Genomic DNA, 21165 nt, shown 5'->3' with positions numbered 1-21165 from the left:
TTGACGACCATAGAGCATTGGAACCACCTGATCCCATCCCGAACTCAGAAGTGAAACGATGCATCGCCGATGGTAGTGTGGGGTTTCCCCATGTGAGAGTAGGTCATCGTCAAGATTAAATTCCAAACCCCCTGTCTGCTCACGCAGACAGGGGGTTTGTTTTTGTGCCGAGAAAAGTTGCAGCCCGCGATACGCTGCAACAACTCTTCCGCTGCTACAGTCGCCGAATGCGCAAGGCAACAGGTGGCACAGGGCTTCTCTTGCCCAAGACTTACTGTCTATCGCAGCCGTCGGTAGCGACTGCAGGGCCGGACCGGTCTTGCAATACTCCACCAATGCTCCCGGGCAATGATAAGGTTCGCCTTTGGATTTGCTCTCTCCTAAGGATGCCGTCATGCCGGTTGCTACGTCCCTCAATGCGGGTTTTATGGTGGTTCACGGTAACCGCCTTGATGAGTTGCGCAGCCTGGTTGTGAGCTGGATGCGCCGCTACCCTCTGGCTCCTTTGGAGAACGAAATTGCTTTGGTGCAGAGCAACGGTATTGCCCAATGGCTGAAGCTGGCTCTGGCGGAAGATGCCCGGGACGATGACCTTGGCGGCTGTGGTATTGCCGCCGCGGTAGACGTGCAGTTGCCCGGCAGTTTCATGTGGCAACTTTATAGAGTCGTCCTGGGCAGTGAACAAATCCCTGCAACGTCCCTGCTCGATAAGGCCCCGCTGACCTGGCGCCTGATGCGCTTGCTCCCGGCGCTTATCGATCAGCCGCACTTCGAACCCTTGCAGCGCTTCCTTACCCATGACAGCGATCTGCGCAAACGCTATCAGCTGTCAGAGCGGCTGGCTGACCTGTTCGACCAATATCAGGTTTACCGGGCCGACTGGCTGGAAGATTGGGCCGCAGGCCGCCATCAATTGCGCAACGCCCGGGGTGAAAGTCCGGCCCTGAGCCCGGCTAACTGCTGGCAGGCCGAACTCTGGCGTGCGTTATTGCTCGATGTGGGTGAGGAGGGCATGTCCCAGAGTCGGGCCGGTGTTCACCAGCGCTTCATGGATAAGATCAACAGCCTTGAGCAAGCGCCGCCCGGTTTACCGGCCAGGGTGATTGTATTCGGGATTTCTTCACTGCCCGCCCAGGCGCTCGAAGCCCTGGCCGGACTTTCCCGTTTCAGCCAGGTGCTGCTGTGTGTACACAACCCTTGTCGCCATCACTGGTCTGACATCGTTGCGGATAAAGACCTGCTGCGTCACCAGTACAAACGTCAGGCGCGCAAAGCGGGAATGCCTGCAGCCCTGGACCTGGATATCCTGCATCAACACGCCCACCCGTTGCTTGCTGCCTGGGGCAAACAAGGGCGTGACTACATCAATTTGCTCGACAGCTACGATGACCCCAATAGTTATCGCGCTGCTTTTCGTGATGGTCGTATCGACCTGTTCAGTGAGGTGCAACCACTGAACCAGCTGAACCAGTTGCAGGATGACATCCTCGAACTGCGCCCCCTCAGCGAAACCCGCGAGTTATGGCCCGCCGTCGATTTGGATCAGGATCAATCAATCCGCTTCCAGGTTGCCCACAGTGCGCAGCGCGAAGTCGAGATCCTTCACGACCAGTTGCTCGCCCGATTCGCAAAATATCCTCAGTTGCAGCCGCGGGATGTGATCGTGATGGTGCCGGATATCGACAGCTACGCGCCCCATATCCGTGCGGTATTTGGCCAGATCGAGCGAGACGACCGCCGGTTCATCCCCTACACCCTGGCAGACCAGGGCCAGCGTGGCCGTGATCCACTGCTGATCGCCATCGAGCATCTGCTCAAGCTGCCGGACAGCCGTTTTCCCGTCAGTGAAATTCTCGACTTGCTGGATGTTCCGGCCCTGCGCGCCCGCTTCAACGTACAAGAGCGCGACTTGCCGACCCTGCATCGCTGGATTGAAGGTGCGGGGATTCGTTGGGGACTGAATGCAGAGCAACGGGCCGGCCTCGGTTTGCCGGCTCATCTGGAACAAAACAGTTGGCGCTTTGGCCTGCGCCGCATGTTGCTCGGTTATGCCGTCGGTAGCGCCGAAGCCTGCGATGGCATTGAGCCTTATGATGAAATTGGCGGTCTCGATGCGGTACTGATCGGTCCCCTCGTGGCATTGCTGGACGCACTGGAAATTGCCCACCAGGAGCTGTCCCGACCGGCTTTGCCGGGGCAATGGGGCGAGCGCCTGCAGGCATTGGTGCAACTGTTTTTCCAGGCAGAAACCGAACATGACGATTACCTGCTGGCCCAGCTCGAAGAGCTTCGCGAAACCTGGCTCGAAACCTGTGAGCTGGTCGGTCTGCAAGACGAGTTACCGCTAACCGTAGTACGTGAAGCCTGGTTGGCCGGGCTTGATCAAGGCAAGCTGTCGCAGCGCTTTTTGGCCGGGGCGGTGAATTTTTGCACCCTGATGCCGATGCGGGCCATTCCGTTCAAGCTGGTATGCCTGTTGGGCATGAACGATGGCGACTACCCGCGTGCGCAACCACCGCTTGATTTCGACCTGATGGGCAGTGACTACCGCCCGGGTGACAGATCCCGCCGGGAAGATGACCGCTACCTGCTGCTCGAAGCGCTGCTTTCTGCACGGGATCAGCTCTATATCAGCTGGGTCGGGCGCAGTATTCGGGACAACAGCGAGCGTCCTGCCTGCGTATTGATCGGGCAACTGCGCGACCACCTGGCCAGCGGCTGGCAACTGGCGGGCGGGGGCGACTTGCTGCAAGCCATGACCCAGGAACATCCGCTCCAACCCTTCAGTACCCGCTACTTCCATGAAGGTAATTCCAACCTGTTCAGCTATGCCCGGGAATGGCAGCGTTTGCACGAGCCCCAACCGGCACCTGTTGCGCCGGGCATCCTGACCGCACACGAACAAGAAGAACCTTTGAACCTGACCCAACTGCAGGACTTCTTGCGTAATCCTGTACGGCACTTCTTTAGCCAACGTTTGAAAGTGTTCTTTGAGGCGGCCGAAGTGCCTCTGGCAGATGAGGAACCCTTCGTACTCGACGCGTTACAGCGCTACACCCTGAGCGACAGCTTGCTCGAAGCCGCATTGGCGCAGCCAGACCAGCCTGAACAGGCCTTGCATACCCGGGCCCTGCGTTTACAGGGCAGCGGTCTGCTGCCCATGGCCGGTTTTGGCGAGAGTCTGCAGCAAGAACTGATAGAGCCACTTCCAGATGTACTACAGCGCTATCAGCAATTACTTGCCCTTTGGCCTACGCCGCTCAATAGCGCGCTTCCCGTCAGCTTTGAGTCAAACGGCCTGATTCTGGAAGGCTGGCTGAGCAATCTGCATCAACGCAGTGACAAGGGCCTACTGTCCGTCACGACTATTCCTAACAGTATTGGCGCGATCAAAACCCGTAAATGGCATCGCTTGACCCGGCCCTGGGTCAACCACCTGGTCGCTTGCGCCAGTGGCCTGGACATGTCCACTGCGTTGGTAGCCAGCGATGACACCTTGCTGCTCGCGCCTCTGGAGGCCAAGCACGCCAGTGAAATTCTTGGCAACTTGCTGATGGCCTGGAAAGTCGGCATGGGCCGCCCGTTACCCATTGCAGTCAAAACAGCCTTCGCCTGGCTGGCCCAGACCGATCCGGCCAAAGCCGATGCCGCGGCGCAAAAAGCCTACGAAGGCGACGGCCAGACCAGCGATGGCGAGCGTCGCGAAAGTGCCGCACTCGCACGCCAGTTCCCTGATTACCCGGCCCTGATGGCCAGTGAAGAATTTGCAGAGTGGTGCGATGCCCTCTATCGACCACTCTTTGATGCGCCATGGCGTTCATTGAACAGCGAGGCGTCCCGCTAATGAACGAGCAAAAAACACCTCTGGCCCTGGCCTTTCCCCTGCGCGGCAGTCAACTGATCGAGGCCAGCGCGGGCACCGGCAAAACCTTCACCATCTCGGCACTCTATTTGCGTTTGATTCTGGGGCATGGCGCCGGGGAGTCGGGCTTCGGCCGCGAGTTGCTACCCCCGCAAATCCTGGTGGTGACCTTCACCGATGCCGCGACCAAAGAGCTGCGTGACCGTATCCGCACCCGACTCGCTGAAGCCGCGCGGTTCTTCCGTGACGAGATCGAAGCCCCGGACGCCCTGGTTGCACAACTGCGGGACCAGTTCGCGCCCGGGCAATGGGCCGCCTGTGCCGGGCGCCTCGATATCGCAGCACAGTGGATGGACGAAGCTGCCGTTTCGACCATCCACAGTTGGTGCCAGCGGATGCTGCGTGAACATGCCTTCGACAGTGGCAGCCTGTTTACCCAGACCCTGGAAACCGACCACAGCGATTTGCTCGGCGAAGTATTGCGCGATTACTGGCGACTGTTTTGTTACCCCATGCATGGCGATGCCTTGAACTGGGTGCGCGCCAACTGGAGTGGCCCGGCCGCCTTGTTACCGCGGGTTCGAGCCTTGTTCGGCAGCTCAAGGGCGCCTGAAAATGTGGAGCAAACACCGGCCTCGATGATCGAAGCCTGTTTGCTGGAACGTCGCCAGGCCCTTGCACAGCTGAAAACCCCCTGGTTGCAATGGGCCCAGCAGCTGCGTGAAATCTGCCTGCAGGCCGTGGCCGCCAAAGCGGTGGACGGCAGGAAAATGCAGGCCCGTTATTTTGAACCCTGGTTTGAAAAACTCAGTGCCTGGGCGGCTGACGAATCTCTGGAGCAGCTGGATCTGGGCACAGGTTTCACCCGCCTGACCCCCGATGGCTTCGCAGAAGCCTGGAAAGGCGAGCCCCCGCAGCATCCAGCGCTGGACGCCATGCACGGCCTGAAAGCCGCGCTTGATGCCTTGCCGACGCCGGATGCCGCAGTTCTTGAACACGCCGCTTATTGGGTGAGCAAACGTTTTGAAGAAGAAAAGCGTCGGCGTGCCGAGATGGGCTTTGACGACATGCTGCTGCGGCTCGACGCGGCGTTGCAGGCCGACGGCGGCGAGCGTCTGGCGACCCTGATTCGCGAGCAGTTTCCGGTGGCCCTGATTGACGAATTCCAGGACACCGACCCGGTGCAGTACCGCATCTTCGAGACCATCTACCGTATCGAAGACAACAGTCCCGATACCGGCCTGTTCCTGATCGGCGACCCGAAACAGGCGATCTATGCCTTTCGCGGCGCCGACATCTACACCTATTTGCGTGCCCGTCACGCCACCAGTGGCCGACTGCATACCCTTGATACCAACTTCCGCTCCAGCCATGTAATGGTCGAAGCGGTGAACCACGTATTTGCCCGGGCCGAGCAGCGGGACAGCGGGCGGGGGGCATTTTTGTTCCGCGAAGGTCCGGAGAATCCGGTGCCCTTTGTGTCGGTCAAATCCCAGGGCCGTAAAGAAGTCCTGCAACTGGATGGCCAGCCCGCCACTGCATTGACCCTTTGGCAACTGCCCTCCGAGCAGCCGCTGTCAGGTGTCATTTATCGTCAGCAACTGGCAGCGGCCTGTGCCAGCCAAATTGTTGAGTTGCTCAATGGCGGTCAGCAAGGTCGGTGCGGTTTTGCCCAGCCGGGCAAAGCCCTGCGCGGTGTATTGCCGGCAGACATTGCCATTCTGGTGCGTGACGGTAAGGAAGCTCAGGCGGTCAGGCGTGAATTGTCGACACGGGGCGTACGCAGCGTTTACCTGTCTGATAAGGATTCGGTCTACGCCGCCCAGGAAGCCCACGATGTACTGGCCTGGCTCAAAGCCTGTGCCGAGCCGGACGTTGAACGCCCGCTGCGGGCCGCCCTGGCCTGCATCACCCTCGACCTGCCGCTGATTGAACTCGAACGTCTGAATCAGGACGAACTGGCCTGGGAATCCCGGGTCATGCAATTCCGGGGCTACCGCGAGATCTGGCGCAAGCAGGGTGTGCTGGCCATGTTGCGCCGACTGCTGCATGACTTCCAATTGCCTCAGGCGCTGATTGCCCGTGTCGATGGCGAACGGATATTGACCAACGTCCTGCACCTGTCCGAACTGCTGCAGCAGGCCGCCACCGAACTGGATGGCGAACAGGCGCTGATCCGGCATCTGGCCGAGCACCTGGCGCTATCCGGGCAGGCCGGGGAAGAGCAAATCCTGCGCCTTGAAAGTGACGAGCAACTGGTCAAAGTGGTGACCATTCACAAGTCCAAAGGCCTGGAATACCCCTTGGTATTTCTGCCGTTTATTTGCTCCACCAAACCTGTGGATGGCAGCCGTTTGCCGCTGCATTATCACGATGATGCGGGCAACCCGCGGGTGAGTTTAAAGGCCACGCCAGAGCTGATAACCCAGGCCGATGACGAGCGTCTGGCCGAAGACCTGCGCCTGCTCTATGTGGCCCTGACCCGGGCCCAGCATGCTTGCTGGCTGGGGGTGGCCGACCTCAAGCGCGGTAACAACAATCGTTCGGTGCTGCACCTTTCAGCACTGGGCTATTTGCTCGGAGGTGGTGCGCTGCTGGCCGAGTCCGCAGGATTGCAGGGTTGGCTGACTGACTTGCAACAAGACTGCGCGGCGATCCGCTACTTGCCCGTGCCGACGGCCAGCGAGGCGAAATTTTATCCACCGCTCAATCAGGCGACCCTGCTCAAGCCGCTGCTACCGGCACGTCGGGCAGCGGAAAACTGGTGGATCGCGTCCTACAGTGCCTTGCGCATTGGTGACAGCCTCAGCCCCGCCGAAGCCCCTGAAAGCGCCCTGGCGCAAAAACTCTCGGACGATGAGCGGCTTGATCCGGATGCGCCGCGTGAAGTGCTGCTCAGTGGCGGCGACATTCACCGGTTTCCCCGCGGGCCCAATCCCGGAACCTTCCTCCATGGTCTGCTCGAATGGGCGGGCAGCGAAGGCTTCAAGGCAGACCCGCAGGCCATCCAGAATGCCGTGGCCCGGCGTTGCAACCGTCGCGGCTGGCAAGGCTGGATCGAGACCCTGAGCGACTGGTTGCAGCATCTGCAAGATGAGCCGCTGCGCCTCAATAACGGTCAGCCGGCGGTGGTCCTCAGCGAGCTGAGCCAGTATCAGATCGAAATGGAATTCTGGTTTGCCAGCCACAAGGTTGATGTCCTGCAACTGGACAGGCTGGTACGCCAGCACACCCATGGCGGTGCCGCACGTGCGGCAGCGGAACCGAGCCTGCTCAATGGCATGTTCAAAGGCTTTATTGACCTGACGTTTGAACACCAGGGGCGTTACTACGTGGCGGACTACAAATCCAACTGGCTGGGTGCCGACGACTCGGCCTACACCGAGCAAGCGATGACGGCCTCCATTCTGGATAACCGCTACGACCTGCAATACGTGTTGTACCTGCTGGCCCTGCATCGCCAGCTAAAGGCCAGGTTGGCCGATTACGACTATGACCGGCATATGGGCGGCGCGCTCTACCTGTTCTTGCGCGGTACCCGGTCCCAGGGGCAGGGCGTGTTCTTCACCCGTCCGCCCAGACTATTGATCGAAAGCCTGGACCTGATGTTCCAGGGCAAACCTGCGGCACAACAGGCAGAGCCGGCGTGGGAACAGGGAGTGTTATTATGAGTCGTTCATTTGCCGAGCTGTTGCCTACCCCGCTGACGGCCGAGAGCCTGGCCCGGCTGCAACCCTTGCACCGGGCCGAGGATTTGCTGCTATTGCTGGAGCGCTGGGTGGAGCGCGGCTGGCTGCGCGCTCTGGATAAAGCCTTTGTCGCATTTCTGCATGAGCGCGACCCCCATGGCGATCCATTGGTGCTGCTGGCGGCGGCGTTGACCAGCCACCAGCTGGGGCACGGGCACGTCTGCCTGGACCTGTTTGAAACCCTGAAAGAGCCCGATTTCGCGCTGTCCCTGCCGCCTGAGGGTGATGTGCAGACCGGTGCCATGTTGCTGCCCTCACAATTACTCGAAGCGCTGGATGGCGACGCCTGGTGCAAGGCTTTGCAAGCCAGCCCGCTGGTAGAGCATGCCGGCCAGCCGCTGGCCGATGCCGCCAGCCGGCCATTGGTGCTGAGTGACCGGCGTCTGTATCTGCGTCGTTACTGGGCGTATGAGCGGCGCATCGACAGCGCATTGCGCCAACGGCTGGCAGCCACTCAAGTGACCTCTGCAGATTTGCCTGCGCGCCTCGACAGCCTGTTCGGCAGCCCCGCCGCGAATGCGCCGATTGACTGGCAGAAGCTGGCCTGCGCCCTGGCCACCCGGGGCGCGTTCAGCATTGTCACCGGCGGTCCCGGTACGGGTAAAACCACCACGGTGGTACGTTTGCTGGCACTGCTTCAAGCCCCGGCCGTTGAAGCGGGGACCCCGTTGCGGATCCGTCTTGCCGCGCCGACCGGCAAGGCAGCGGCACGCTTGACCGAGTCCATCAGTCTGCAAGTCAAGTCACTGGAAGTGGACGACAAGGTCCGGCAAAAAATCCCCAGTGATGTGACCACCGTTCACCGCCTGCTTGGCAGTCGCCCCGGCACCCGGCACTTCCGCCATCACGCGGGCAACCGTTTGCCGCTGGACGTGCTGGTGGTTGACGAGGCCTCGATGATCGACCTGGAAATGATGGCCAACCTGCTCGATGCACTGCCCGCCCATGCCCGGCTGGTGCTGCTGGGGGACAAGGACCAGCTGGCGTCGGTTGAAGCCGGTGCCGTGCTGGGGGATTTGTGTCGCGATGCCGAAGCGGGTTGGTACACCCCGCAAACCCGGGAGTGGCTGGAGCACGTCAGCGGCGAAAGCCTGGCCGCCAGTGAATTGCAGCAAGACCTCGACGGTTCTCATCCGTTAGCCCAGCAAGTGGTCATGCTCCGCCATTCGCGGCGCTTTGGCGAAGGCAGTGGCATCGGCCAGCTCTCGCGCCTGGTCAATCGTCAGCAATCCGATGCTGCGCGGGCGCTATTGGCGGCCGGCAGCCATGCCGACCTTTTTGCCCTGTCCCTCAAGGGTGAACAGGACCGTGCCTTTGAGCGCCTGGCGCTGGAAGGGCGAGGGGCGCAGGCCAAAGGCTATCGACACTATCTCGAGGTGTTGCGCGAGCAGCGCCCGGCAGCCGAGGCGGGGCTCGAAGACCCCTGCTGGGGCGCGTGGGCCGGCAAGGTGCTGGAGGCGTTCGAAGCGTTTCAAGTACTGTGTGCGGTGCGCAAAGGTCCCTGGGGTGTCGAAGGTCTGAATGAGCGCATCACCCGTGCCCTGTTCGGCCATAAGCTGATTGACAGCGACCAGCACTGGTACGAAGGTCGCCCGGTGCTGATGACCCGCAATGATTACGGCCTGGGGTTGATGAACGGCGATATCGGCATTGCTCTCAAACTCCCTGAGCGTGACGGACTGACACCAAAGTACGTGTTGCGCGTGGCTTTCGCTCGCAACGACGGGCAGGGCGGCATTCGCTTTGTGCTGCCAAGCCGCCTCAATGATGTGGAAACGGTGTACGCCATGACCGTGCACAAATCCCAGGGCTCGGAGTTCTCCCACACCGCGCTGGTGCTGCCGGAAGCGCTGAACCCGGTATTGACCAAGGAGCTGATTTACACCGGTATCACCCGGGCCAAACACTGGTTCAGCCTGGTCGAGCCGCGTGCCGGTGTCTTCGAAGAAGCGGTACAGCGCAAGGTTAAGCGCTTGAGCGGCTTGATGCTGGGGCTGAAGTAGCCATGGTCAAAGAGGATTTGCCCCCTGCTTATGGCCCTGGCCGCAACTTGCGGCAGAACCTCGGGGTATGGGTCCTGCGCAAACCGTTGCGGCCGGGCATAATGTGACGCGCATCACGTTTTGATGCGCTCCGTGCTATCGTTGCGACATCACTCACCTAATGAATACAGAGATTTCAGGCATGGACGTGGCTGTCCCACCGACAGGACAAGGGGCTGGATGGCGGCTACGGCGGCTATCACTTTGCCTGTTACTGTTGAGCACTCCCTGCCTGGCCCAGCCTGAAGCTTCCAGCAACCTGGCAGATCAGCGAGCGAAGGCTGTGACCCAAGTGGTCCTGGGCATCCTCAGCTATGCACGCTGGCCCATCGAGCCGGCTCAAATGCAGTTGTGCGTGGTGGGCCCCACTGAATACACCGATGACTTGCTTCAAGGTGCTACCCAGTCCAGTGGTCGGCAGGTGCAAGTGCGGCGCATGCTGGTGAGTAATCCGGCCATAGCCCGCGAGTGCAACGCGGTGTATCTGGGCAAGCTAAGCACCGCAGAGCGCAGCAGCCTGTTCAGTTCCCTGAGCGGACAAGCCGTCCTGAGCATCAGCGAATACGGTGATCAATGCACCGTCGGCAGTCTGTTCTGCCTGCGGGTGACCGATGAGCAAGTGACATTTGAGGTCAACCTCGACTCTGTTGCCCGCAGCGGTGTGCGTATTCACCCCAGCGTGTTGCAACTGTCACGGCGTCGGGCGGTTCAACCATGAGCCTGTTCAAAGCTCCTGAACAGCGGCGCAGCCTGCGCTCTGTGCTGCGGCGCGGGCATCTGGGAGTAGCGCTGGTAGCAGTGATCCTGGCCAGCGCGTCCATGACCCTGCTGGGCGTGCTGGCGCTCAAGGTTTATGCGGACCACAACCTGCACTTGATCGCCCGCTCCATCAACTACACCGTGGAAGCTGCCGTGGTGTTTGATGATCAGGTGGCGGCAACCGAAGCGCTGGACATGATCGCTTCCACCGAAGCCGTCGCCGAGGCTGAGGTCTACACCGCCAATGGTGAATTGCTCGCCCATTGGCGGCGCCCGGAAACCGGCTTGCTGTCGAAGGTCGAAATGCTGCTGGCCGACAGTTTGCTGCAACAGCCGATCAAGGTCCCGATTGAGCATCAGGGGCGGGAAGTCGGGGTGGTGGTGGTCAGCGGGCACGGCGCCAACATGTTGCGCTTTTTACTCAGCGGCTTGCTTGGCGTGCTTCTGTGTACGGCGCTCAGTGCCTGGAGCGCGTTGTACCTGTCGCGGCGTCTGCTTGGCGGCATTACCGGCCCCTTGCAGCAGTTGGCCGAAGTTGCCCACGCCGCGCGCATCGATCGGGCGTTTGACCGTCGCGTGCCGCCTGCCCATATCGCCGAGCTGGACAGCCTGGGCAACGACTTCAATGCCTTGCTTGATGAGCTGGAGTCATGGCAAAGCCACTTGCAAAATGAAAATCAGAGTCTGGCGCACCAGGCCAGCCACGACTCGCTGACCAATCTGCCCAACCGAGCCTATTTTGCCGCGCGGCTGGCGCTGACCTTGCGCACGCTGAACAAGCCCGGAGATAAGGTTGCCGTGCTGTTTCTCGACAGTGACCGCTTTAAAGACATCAACGATACCCATGGCCATGCCGCTGGAGACGCGGTGCTGGTCGCAGTGGCAACGCGGATCCGCGCCCAGTTGCGCGAAAACGATGTGGTGGCGCGTCTGGGCGGCGACGAATTCGCCATATCCCTGACCCCGCTGCACCGCATCGAAGATGCCCAGCGTATTGCAGACAAAATCATCGCCAGCATGCTTGAGCCGATCCGGTTACCGGATGACAGCCATGTCGTGACGTCGCTCAGTATTGGAATCGCCGTTTACCCCGAACATGGCGCAACCCCGGATACGCTGCTCTGTGCAGCGGATTCGGCGATGTACCAGGCCAAACGCCTCGCCCGAGGCGGGCAACAGGTTGCGGAGTTGGAGTACCCCGCAGCCCAGTGATAATCAGGAGCTTGTCCCCCCATGCGTGTATTGACCCAGCGTTACCTGCAATTTTTTAGTGCTGTCTTGTTGTTGGCCATGTTGTCATTGACCGGCTGTCAGACCGCCCCGCCCAAAGGGCTGACGCCGGCGCAGATTGCCGTGCTCAAGCAACAGGGGTTTGAACTGACCGATGAAGGCTGGGCATTTGGCTTGTCAGGCAAAGTGCTGTTCGGCAGCGACCTGGAAGTGCTCAACCCCCAGAGCCAGGAAATCGTGGAACGCATCGGTAAAGCATTGCTCGCCGCCGACATCCAGCGCGTACGGGTTGACGGCCATACCGACTCGTCCGGTAGCAACGCTTACAACGAGCAGCTGTCCGTACGGCGTGCCAACAGCGTGGTCAAAGTGCTGACCAAAGTCGGCATGCAGCCTGAAAATGTTGAGGTCCGCGGGCTGGGTAGCCGGGTGCCGGTAGCGTCCAACAGCACCCGCTCCGGACGTACCGAAAATCGGCGGGTGGCGATTGTGGTGATTGCCGAATAAAGGCCCGCGTTATGGCTACGGCCTCTGCTGGCATCGCTATCAGATCAGTGTGCGAGTGTCAGGAGGGGGCGGGGCTTTTATTCACTCTTCTTCAGCCGCTTGCTGATGGGTTCGAATTCAGCTGTGGCAGATCGTTTGACCGGGTCCGGCTGCCCGTCCTCAGCCGCTTTCCAGTAAGCCCAGGGAACGTTGGCGTTTCCCAGCTCGTAATCCATACCGTCCCAGCTGTCCTCGCGAAAGCTGTAAAATGCCCAGTGCACCCTGGCTGCTTCCAGTGCGCTGAGCACATCCTCCAGATACTGCTGACAACCGGGCAGTTTACGCATGCATCCGAACTCACCCGCGACCATCCGGTTGGCCGGTATGGCGTGTTGTGCGGCCCAGTCGAGTGGCTGCTGAAGATAGCTGCGAACCCGGTTCGGGTCCCACTTCTGCATGCCCGCAGCAAATGGCACCAGGCCCGGGTAGGTATAGGGTCTGGCCCGTTGCAAATTGGGGGCACTGGTTGCCGCATAGGGCTCGTACATGTGAAAGCTGTACAGCACGCGGCTGTCGGCCAACGGGGCTGGCCAGTATGAGAATGCATCGGCCGCACCGTACCAGCCGGCGTCCACCATGATCGGTGTGAGTGAATCAACTTCGCGGATGGCGCTAATGAGGGTTTGGTAAAACCCGGGTAAATCCCGTGCGCTGCCGACCTGTTTTTCGTACCAGTCCCGCATCTTTGCAGCATCGGCGTGCTCGGCCAGCCCCGCCTGTTTTTCCGGTGCCGGCTCGTTGATCAAGTTGTAAGCGGCAACCGCGGGGTGCTCTTTGAGCACTGCGGCGAGATCACGCCAAAAGGCAGCACTTTGGGTCCAGAATCGCTTGTCTTGCCACAAGCGGTCATCGAAGCGGTCGCCATTGTTTTGCGCCCAGCGCATACCCGGCAGCGAAAGGGGCGTGATCACCACTTTGAGCCCTGCGGCATGTGCCCGGTCCAGGGTGGTTTTCAGCTGTTGCAGATCCTTGGCAACCAGTCCCTGGTACTGGTCTGCATTGCCAATCAGGTAGTCCCGTTCTGCCGGCTGCCACTTGTCATAGGACAGGCGCACCCAGCTCGCGCCATAGTCCTGCAGAGCATCGAAATAGGCTTGATCGGGAGGCAGTCGATTGAAACTGTTTCCTCCACGCTCAGGCTTGTCCCAGAAGGCAATCATGTCCGCGGCGCCAGCTGCGCCAGACAGTACACCCAGTAACAAAAGGGCGGGCATCGTCCTGAGATTCATGGCGGTTTTTCCTCGGATGCTGAGGGACGGGAAGCGGATTGTTCATCAGCAGCAAGCAGGGCTTTTAACAGCGGGATGCATGTCCCGGGCGCCAGTCCCCTGCATAAAGCACGCAAAGGCTGCAGCCCGGGAACATGTTCAGGGTTCTAGGCGATCAACTCGACTTTGCCACTGTCGAGTTTATAGATGCCACCCACGATGTTCAGCTTTCCCTTGGCCAGCGCATCCGACAACAGGCTTGATTCACTTTTGAGGCGGGCCACTGTGTCTTTGACGTTTTGCGCAATGGCGTTGTCCAGCAGGTTTCCGGGCCGGGTTAACACCTTGGCCACCGAGGGCTTGATCGCATCCGCCAGCCCCTGAATCTGCCCGGGAAACTTCGCGCCGTCTTTCTGCGCCTTGACCCCGGCCGAGACCGCACCACAACTGTCGTGGCCGAGCACCATGATCAAAGGTGTTTCCAGTACGGCCACGGCATATTCCAGGCTTGCCAGGCCGTCGGACGTCACGAAATTACCCGCCACCCGCACCGCAAACAGGTCGCCGCGCGCGGTATCGAATGCATACTCCGGGGCGATTCTCGAGTCGGCGCAACCCAGCACGGCGGCATAGGGGTTTTGCCCGTTGACCAGGGCCTCACGCTCGGTCAGGAAGTCATGGCGCCGGGTCACGCCCTGGGCGTAACGGGCATTGCCTGCCATCAACCGCGTCAAAGCCTGTTGCGGGTCAAGCCGGTTTTGCGGTTTGGGGACCGGGCCTTCGCTGGCGGCTTGGGCCAGTTGCGCGGGCAGCGCGCCGGCCAGCATCAAAGCGCCGGCAGCGCCCCCCGCCAGGCGGAGGAAATTACGGCGATGATTGATGGTGGGTGCAGGTGACGGTTCGCAGGAAATGCACATGGGAGGGAACACTCTTGATGGATGAGGGCATGGAAGCCATGGCACCTCGGCTAATCGGAGGTCGGGGGCTGACAGTCGGAGCCCGGAGCCGCAGAGTAAGAGTGGTGAAAATTGGCGCCTATGGGATTTGTCCTAAATTTCTTAAGGCCGGCGGCGCGCAGCGCAGTACGCAGGTGCGGCTCTCCTGTGTCGGCTGCGCGTTAAGGACTGTTAATCGGCGAAGCGCATCTCGCGACTTTCCCCCAGCAACAACGGTGCATTCAGCTCCGTCACTTCGCGGATGTAATCCCACAACAGGGTGATCCGCTTGAGCTTCCTCAAATCCTCCCGGCAGTACATCCAGAACTGGCGTGTGAGGTTGATCTCGTCCGGCAGTACCGGCAGCAAACGCGGGTCCTGTGCCGCCAGAAAGCACGGCAGGATTGCCAACGAGCGGCCCTGCTGCGCCGCCACGAACTGCGCGATCACGCTGGTGCTGCGCAGGTTGGCGCTGGCGCCGGGCAGCACATTGGCCAGGTACAGCAACTCGGAACTGAACGCCAGATCGTCGACATAACTGATAAACGGGTGATCCACCAGGTCGGCCGCCCGGCGAATCGGCGGGTGCTGGTCCAGGTATTCCTGGGTAGCAAATAACTGCAACTGGTAGTCACACAGCTTGCAGCACACATACGGCCCGTGTTCCGGACGCTCCAGGGCAATCACGATGTCGGCTTCGCGCTTGGACAGGCTGATGAAGTGCGGTAACGGCAAGATGTCCACGGAAATGGCCGGGTAGGCATCCACGAAGTGGCTCAACTGCGGGGTGATAAAAAAACTTCCGAAGCCCTCGGTGCAGCCCATTCGCACATGCCCCGACAGCGCCACGCCCGAGCCCGAAACCTGCTCGCAGGCCATGTGCAGCGTGCTCTCGATTGACTCGGCATACCCCAGCAGACGCTGGCCTTCAGGGGTCAGGGTGAAGCCATTGGTACGGGATTTTTCGAACAGCAAGGTACCCAGCGCGGCTTCCAGCGAACTGATACGCCGTGACACGGTGGTGTAGTCCACCGCCAGGCGCTTGGCGGCGCTGCTGGCCTTGCGGGTGCGGGCCACCTCGAGAAAAAACTTCAGGTCGTCCCAGTTCAGTGCGCTTAACGATGTGATGTTTTTTTGCATGTTAGACCGGCTTTTATGTGCGTTCTTATTAGAAGAACGCACACCTATACTCCAAAAACAGTCCTGCGACCAATCCGGGCGCACCGGTGCACGACTTAATCTGTAGAAGCGAGCTTGCTTGCGAGCAAGCTCGCTCCTACAGATTGGCGTGACCGGACATAACAATAATTTCGGAGACTTCCATGAACGTTTCTACTACCCCGTACCAAAATGCCCGACTGCTGATCGATGGCGAGTGGGTCGAGTCCCAGACCACCGAGTGGCACGACATCGTCAACCCGGCGACTCAGCAAGTACTGGCCAAAGTCCCTTTCGCTACCCCCGATGAAGTCAACGCCGCTATCGCCGCAGCGCAACGCGCCTTCCAGACCTGGAAGCTGACGCCGATCGGCGCGCGGATGCGCATCATGCTCAAGTTGCAGGCGCTGATTCGTGAACACTCCAAGCGTATCGCCACGGTGCTCAGTGCCGAGCAGGGCAAAACCATTGCCGACGCCGAGGGCGATATTTTTCGCGGCCTGGAAGTCGTGGAGCACGCGTGCTCTATCGGTACCCTGCAGATGGGTGAGTTCGCAGAAAACGTTGCGAGCGGGGTGGATACCTACACCTTGCGTCAACCTATCGGCGTTTGTGCAGGCATCACGCCTTTCAACTTCCCGGCAATGATTCCGCTGTGGATGTTCCCGATGGCCATCGCCTGCGGCAACACCTTCGTCCTCAAACCGTCAGAACAAGACCCGCTGTCGACCCTGATGCTGGTGGAACTGGCTCTTGAAGCCGGGGTTCCACCAGGCGTGCTTAACGTGGTCCATGGCGGCAAGGACGTGGTGGATGCTCTGTGCACCCACGCCGATATCAAGGCTGTATCGTTCGTCGGTTCAACCGCCGTGGGCACCCACGTGTATGACCTGGCAGGCCGCCACGGCAAGCGCGTGCAATCGATGATGGGCGCCAAAAACCACGCCGTGGTACTGCCCGATGCCAATCGCCAGCAAACTCTGAATGCTCTGGTCGGCGCCGGTTTCGGTGCTGCCGGGCAACGCTGCATGGCCACCTCGGTGGTGGTGCTGGTGGGCGCGGCCAAACAATGGTTGCCGGACCTCAAGGCGCTGGCACAAAAGCTCAAGGTCAATGCCGGCAGCGAGGCGGGTACCGATGTCGGCCCGGTGATTTCCAAGCGTGCGAAAGAGCGCGTGCTGGGGCTGATTGAAAGCGGGATCAAGGAAGGCGCGGTACTGGAGCTGGATGGCCGCGATATCAAGGTCCCGGGCTTCGAGCACGGCAACTTTGTGGGGCCAACCCTGTTCTCGGGTGTCACCACCGACATGCAGATCTACACCCAGGAAATCTTCGGCCCGGTCCTGGTGGTGATTGAAGTCGATACCCTTGACCAGGCCATTGCGCTGGTCAACGCCAACCCGTTCGGCAATGGCACCGGCCTGTTCACCCAAAGCGGTGCGGCGGCGCGTAAATTCCAGAACGAAATCGACGTGGGCCAGGTCGGCATCAACATCCCGATTCCGGTGCCGGTCCCGTTCTTCAGCTTCACCGGTTCCCGTGGTTCCAAGCTGGGCGATCTGGGGCCGTACGGCAAGCAAGTGGTGCAGTTCTATACTCAGACCAAGACCGTCACCAGTCGCTGGTTCGACGATGACAGCGTGAATGATGGCGTCAACACCACCATCAATCTTCGTTGAGGGCACAGACCATGAATATTGCATTTATCGGCTTGGGCAACATGGGCGCACCGATGGCGCGCAACCTGCTCAAGGCCGGGCACTCGTTGAACCTGTTTGATCTGAACAAGGACATTCTGGCTGAACTGGCGGCCCTTGGCGGCCATGTCAGCGCTTCGCCCCGTGAGGCGGCCAAAGGTACTGAACTGGTGATCACCATGCTGCCGGCTGCCGCCCATGTGCGCAGCGTATGGCTGGGTGAAGACGGGGTGCTGGCCGGCATCGGCGAAGGTGTCCCGGCGGTGGATTGCAGCACCATTGACCCGCAGACCGCTCGCGATGTAGCGGGCGCGGCGGCCAAACAAGGCGTGCAAATGGCCGATGCCCCGGTGTCCGGCGGCACCGGCGGGGCGCAGGCAGGCACCCTGACCTTTATGGTCGGTGCCAGCCAGGCCCTGTTCGATACGCTGCACCCGGTCCTTTCGCAAATGGGCCGCAACATAGTCCATTGTGGGGATGTGGGCACCGGCCAAGTGGCTAAAATCTGCAACAACCTGCTGCTGGGTATCTCCATGGTCGGGGTCAGTGAAGCCATGGCTCTGGGCGCGGCATTGGGTATCGACAGCGAAGTGCTGGCCGGGGTGATCAACAGTTCCACCGGACGCTGCTGGAGTTCCGAAATCTACAACCCGTGGCCGGGCATTGTGCCAACGGCACCCGCTTCGCGCGGCTACACCGGCGGTTTTGGTGCCGAGCTGATGCTCAAGGATCTGGGGCTGGCCACCGAAGCTGCACGTCAGGCGCATCAGCCCGTGGTCATGGGCGCAGTGGCGCAACAGTTGTACCAGGCAATGAGTTTGCGCGGAGAGGGCGGTAAAGACTTCTCGGCCATCATCAATAGCTATCGCAAGCCCGAATAGGGCATTTACGGGAGTCCGCGTCGGGCGGACTCCCGGTTTTTTGCGTGGTGCCAATCAGGCAAAGACAAAATACTTGCGCACTGTTTCAACCACTTCCCATGTGCCTTTCATCCCCGGCTCCACGATAAAGATATCCCCGGCCCGCAGATGAATCGGTTGTTTGCCCTCGGGGGTGATGATGCAGTAGCCCTCGCGGAAATCGCAGTACTCCCACTTCACGTATTCCACGTACCACTTGCCGGGCGTGCAAATCCAGGTGCCCATGATTTTGCTGCCATCATCACTGGTGTAGGCATTGAGGTTCACGGTGTGCGGATCGCCTTCGAGCTTTTCCCATTTGCAGGCATCAAGCACGGGCAGGGGGTGGGTGTCGCGAAGTACGGTAATTGGCGCAGACATAAGGACTCCGGTAGATGGATCAAGGCACGGATTCCAGCCTAACCGGCGGCAGTTTCCGGCAGATGTCTGGTTCCGACCCCCAGTGACCCGAATACGCAGCCTGCGGATACGAAAAAGCCCCGATCCTTGATACAAGGACCGGGGCTTTGTTGTGTCAGGCAAGGATCAGCGCGGGTTTGCCAATGCTTTGCCCGTACGCAGGCGTACTTGATAGAACCCGTAAAGGATCAGCAGCCACACCGGGATCGCATACACCGACGCACGCACATCGGGGATCATCCAGATCACCGAGACGATGGTGGCCATGAACACCAGGCACAGGATGTTGCTGAACGGGAACCAGAACGCTTTGAACGAAGGCTTCACGCCCTGTACCGCCATGGCCTTGCGGAACTTGATATGGGTCAGGCTGATCAGCGCCCAGTTGATCATCAACGAAGCCACCACCAGCGCGAACAGCAACTCCAGTGCCTTGTGCGGCGCCAGGTAGTTGACCACTACACACAGCAAGGTCACCAGCGCCGACACCCCCAGTGCCCGCAATGGCACACCATTTTTGGTCAGCTTCATCAGCGCCTTGGGTGCATCGCCCTGTTCGGCCAGACCGAAGAGCATGCGGCTGTTGCAGTAAACGCCACTGTTATAGACCGACAGGGCAGCCGTCAGCACCACAAAGTTGAGGATCTGGGCGGCGGTATTGCTGCCGATCAAGGCAAAAATCTGCACGAACGGGCTGCTGCCGTATGCATCCCCGCCGGCGCCAAGGGTCACCAGCAACTGGTCCCAGGGGTACAGCGCCAACAGAACAGTCAGGGCGCCGACGTAGAAAATCAGAATCCGGTACACCACCTGGTTGATGGCTTTGGGGATCACTTTTTTCGGTTCGCTGGCTTCGGCGGCGGTGATACCCACCAGCTCCAGGCCACCGAAGGAGAACATGATAAAGGCCATGGCCATCAGCAAACCGGTGCCGCCATTGGGGAAGAATCCGCCATGGCTCCACAGGTTACTGAATGAGGCTTGGGAGCCGCCGGTGCCGCTGATCAGCAGATAGCAACCCAGCACTATCATGCCGACAATCGCCACCACCTTGATGATCGCGAACCAGAACTCCATCTCGCCGAAGACTTTCACGTTCAGGGTATTGATCAGGTTGACCAGCACAAAGAACACCACGGCACTGACCCAGGTCGGAACCTCGGGCCACCAGAACTGGATGTATTTGCCGACCGCAGTCAGTTCGGCCATGCCCACCAGCACGTACAGCACCCAATAGTTCCAGCCCGACAGAAAGCCCGCATAGCCGCCCCAGTACTTATGGGCAAAGTGGCTGAACGAGCCGGCCACGGGTTCTTCGACGATCATCTCGCCGAGCTGGCGCATGATCAGAAACGCGATAAAGCCGGCAATCGCATAACCGAGAATCATCGACGGCCCTGCGGACTTGAGCACGCCCGCCGAGCCCAGAAACAGCCCGGTACCGATAGCGCCGCCCAGGGCAATCAGCTGGATATGACGATTTTTCAAACCGCGTTTGAGTGTGACCGGGGGGGAGTTAGCGTCAGCCATCGGGTGCCTTGTGGGTGGTTATTCTCAATGATGATGAAATCAACGGGACGACAGGCGCCGCGTTGGGTCAGCAAGCCCCGGATATTACTCTTGGTAAAAATTCAGGCATACAGGCGAACAGCACTCTAGGAAGTTTCTTATCGGTTATCCGGGGTCGATAGCGCCCCAAGCAGGGTTTGCGCACAGGCCGGTAATTGTTCGAAGGAGCGGGCGCACAGCAGCAGTTTGCGGTCTGCCCAAGGCTCATTCAGGGGCACTGCCTTGAAGGTGCGCGGTGCCTGCCAGCGTTCGATGGTGGCCTTGGGCACTATGCCCAGCCCGGCGCCCCGGGCGACCATGCGCAAGACCCCATCAAAGCCCTCGGCCCGGATGCGCACCTGCATGCGGCAACCGCTGTGCAGCGCCTGCTCTTCCAGATACACGGCCAGTGCACTGCTGGCTGACAGTCCAACATAGTCATGGCTCAAGGTGTCGCTGAACCTGAGCTGCGGCAGACTGGAGAGCGGATGCTCCTGGGGTAGCACCAGCACCAGCGGATCATCGCGAAAGGGCCGGGTTTGCAGATCCCGGGTATCGACTGCATTGGAAACTATCCCGATATCGGCGGCGTCCTGGCGCAGGGCATGGGTGATACGCAGGCTGGTCAATTCGTGCTGGTCGACGCTGATATGGGGATGCTGGCGTACAAAATCGGCCAGCAACTCGGGCAGATATTCGGTAAGGGCTGCGGTATTGCACAGCAACCGTACCTGGCCTTTAAAGCCCTGGGCGTATTCGGCCAGATCGTGATTCATGCGTTCCACCTGTCGCAGCAGCAGCCGGGCATGTTGCGCCAGCGCCTGGCCCGCAGGTGTCGGGCTGATGCCCCGCCGGCTGCGTTGCAAGAATGCCACCCCCAGCGCCGCTTCCATCGCCCTGATGCGCGCACTGGCGGCGGCCAGGGACAAATGGCTGAGACCGGCGCCCGCGGTGATGCTGCCGGTCTGCAGGCAATTGAGATACAGCCGTAAATCCACCAGATCGAAGTGCATAAGCCTCCATGTCACCTGCCTTGGTAAATAAGCCTCTTGTCATGCAAGAGGCTGGCTCAGTATATGACGCATTTCCAACCCCGGCACCGTGGCCCAGCA

Annotated in this window: 14 protein-coding genes and 1 rRNA gene; 9 read left to right on the top strand and 6 right to left on the bottom strand. The window is 60.4% G+C overall.

Annotation, left to right across the window (positions count from 1 at the left end):
- From rrf to JQ845_RS20135, 7 genes are all read left to right on the top strand, one after another.
- Positions 1 to 115 (top strand): 5S ribosomal RNA (gene rrf / locus JQ845_RS20165).
- 279 nt (positions 116 to 394) lie between these two features.
- A complete protein-coding gene (gene recC / locus JQ845_RS20160; RefSeq protein ID WP_203009392.1) occupies positions 395 to 3844 on the top strand; it encodes an exodeoxyribonuclease V subunit gamma in 3450 nt (1149 codons plus the stop codon).
- Complete coding sequence (recB, locus tag JQ845_RS20155; RefSeq protein ID WP_203009391.1) at positions 3844 to 7533, top strand: exodeoxyribonuclease V subunit beta; 3690 nt, start codon at positions 3844 to 3846, stop codon at positions 7531 to 7533. Before recC ends, recB begins: the two co-directional genes overlap by 1 nt.
- A complete protein-coding gene (gene recD / locus JQ845_RS20150) occupies positions 7530 to 9614 on the top strand; it encodes an exodeoxyribonuclease V subunit alpha (RefSeq protein ID WP_203009390.1) in 2085 nt (694 codons plus the stop codon). Before recB ends, recD begins: the two co-directional genes overlap by 4 nt.
- 181 nt (positions 9615 to 9795) lie before the next feature.
- Positions 9796 to 10371 (top strand): YfiR family protein, encoded by a 576-nt coding sequence (locus JQ845_RS20145; protein ID WP_003439374.1) that lies wholly within the window; start codon positions 9796 to 9798, stop codon positions 10369 to 10371.
- Positions 10368 to 11624 carry a diguanylate cyclase domain-containing protein gene (locus tag JQ845_RS20140; RefSeq protein ID WP_003439376.1) on the top strand — a complete coding sequence of 419 codons (1257 nt, stop codon included), beginning with the start codon at positions 10368 to 10370 and terminating at the stop codon, positions 11622 to 11624. The genes JQ845_RS20145 and JQ845_RS20140 overlap by 4 nt, the downstream gene beginning before the upstream one ends.
- 21 nt (positions 11625 to 11645) lie before the next feature.
- A complete protein-coding gene (locus JQ845_RS20135; RefSeq protein ID WP_003439378.1) occupies positions 11646 to 12149 on the top strand; it encodes an OmpA family protein in 504 nt (167 codons plus the stop codon).
- Between the two features lie 77 nt (positions 12150 to 12226).
- On the opposite strand, the gene JQ845_RS20130 is transcribed toward JQ845_RS20135, so the two are convergent.
- From JQ845_RS20130 to JQ845_RS20120, 3 genes are all read right to left on the bottom strand, one after another.
- Complete coding sequence (locus JQ845_RS20130) at positions 12227 to 13417, bottom strand: glycoside hydrolase family 5 protein (protein WP_236010224.1); 1191 nt, start codon at positions 13415 to 13417, stop codon at positions 12227 to 12229.
- Between the two features lie 146 nt (positions 13418 to 13563).
- Positions 13564 to 14313, bottom strand: coding sequence for a carbonic anhydrase (locus JQ845_RS20125; protein WP_203009389.1), 750 nt, complete (start codon positions 14311 to 14313; stop codon positions 13564 to 13566).
- A 210-nt stretch (positions 14314 to 14523) separates the two neighbouring features.
- Positions 14524 to 15471 carry a LysR family transcriptional regulator gene (locus JQ845_RS20120; RefSeq protein ID WP_003439384.1) on the bottom strand — a complete coding sequence of 316 codons (948 nt, stop codon included), beginning with the start codon at positions 15469 to 15471 and terminating at the stop codon, positions 14524 to 14526.
- A 182-nt stretch (positions 15472 to 15653) separates the two neighbouring features.
- Between JQ845_RS20120 and JQ845_RS20115 the strand changes: the two genes are divergently transcribed.
- On the top strand, positions 15654 to 17168 hold the full coding sequence (locus JQ845_RS20115; protein ID WP_003439386.1) for a CoA-acylating methylmalonate-semialdehyde dehydrogenase: 1515 nt from the start codon (positions 15654 to 15656) through the stop codon (positions 17166 to 17168).
- An 11-nt stretch (positions 17169 to 17179) separates the two neighbouring features.
- Positions 17180 to 18067 carry a 3-hydroxyisobutyrate dehydrogenase gene (gene mmsB, locus JQ845_RS20110; RefSeq protein WP_003439387.1) on the top strand — a complete coding sequence of 296 codons (888 nt, stop codon included), beginning with the start codon at positions 17180 to 17182 and terminating at the stop codon, positions 18065 to 18067.
- 54 nt (positions 18068 to 18121) lie between these two features.
- On the opposite strand, the gene JQ845_RS20105 is transcribed toward mmsB, so the two are convergent.
- The 3 genes from JQ845_RS20105 to JQ845_RS20095 all read right to left on the bottom strand — a co-directional run bounded on the left by JQ845_RS20105 (position 18122) and on the right by JQ845_RS20095 (position 21066).
- The gene (locus JQ845_RS20105; protein WP_003439389.1) at positions 18122 to 18466 is read right to left on the bottom strand and encodes a cupin domain-containing protein; all 345 of its coding nucleotides are present in this window, start codon (positions 18464 to 18466) and stop codon (positions 18122 to 18124) included.
- Between the two features lie 165 nt (positions 18467 to 18631).
- Positions 18632 to 20035, bottom strand: coding sequence for an amino acid permease (locus JQ845_RS20100; protein ID WP_003439390.1), 1404 nt, complete (start codon positions 20033 to 20035; stop codon positions 18632 to 18634).
- A gap of 137 nt (positions 20036 to 20172) precedes the next feature.
- Positions 20173 to 21066 carry a LysR substrate-binding domain-containing protein gene (locus JQ845_RS20095; protein WP_060781833.1) on the bottom strand — a complete coding sequence of 298 codons (894 nt, stop codon included), beginning with the start codon at positions 21064 to 21066 and terminating at the stop codon, positions 20173 to 20175.
- Positions 21067 to 21165 lie beyond the last annotated feature (99 nt).

Origin of the sequence: Pseudomonas paraversuta, assembly GCF_904063065.1 — a bacterium.
Classification (GTDB): Bacteria; Pseudomonadota; Gammaproteobacteria; order Pseudomonadales; family Pseudomonadaceae; genus Aquipseudomonas; species Aquipseudomonas paraversuta.
The sequence above is the reverse complement of the archived record's forward strand: the minus strand, read 5'-3'. Positions and strand labels throughout refer to the sequence as shown.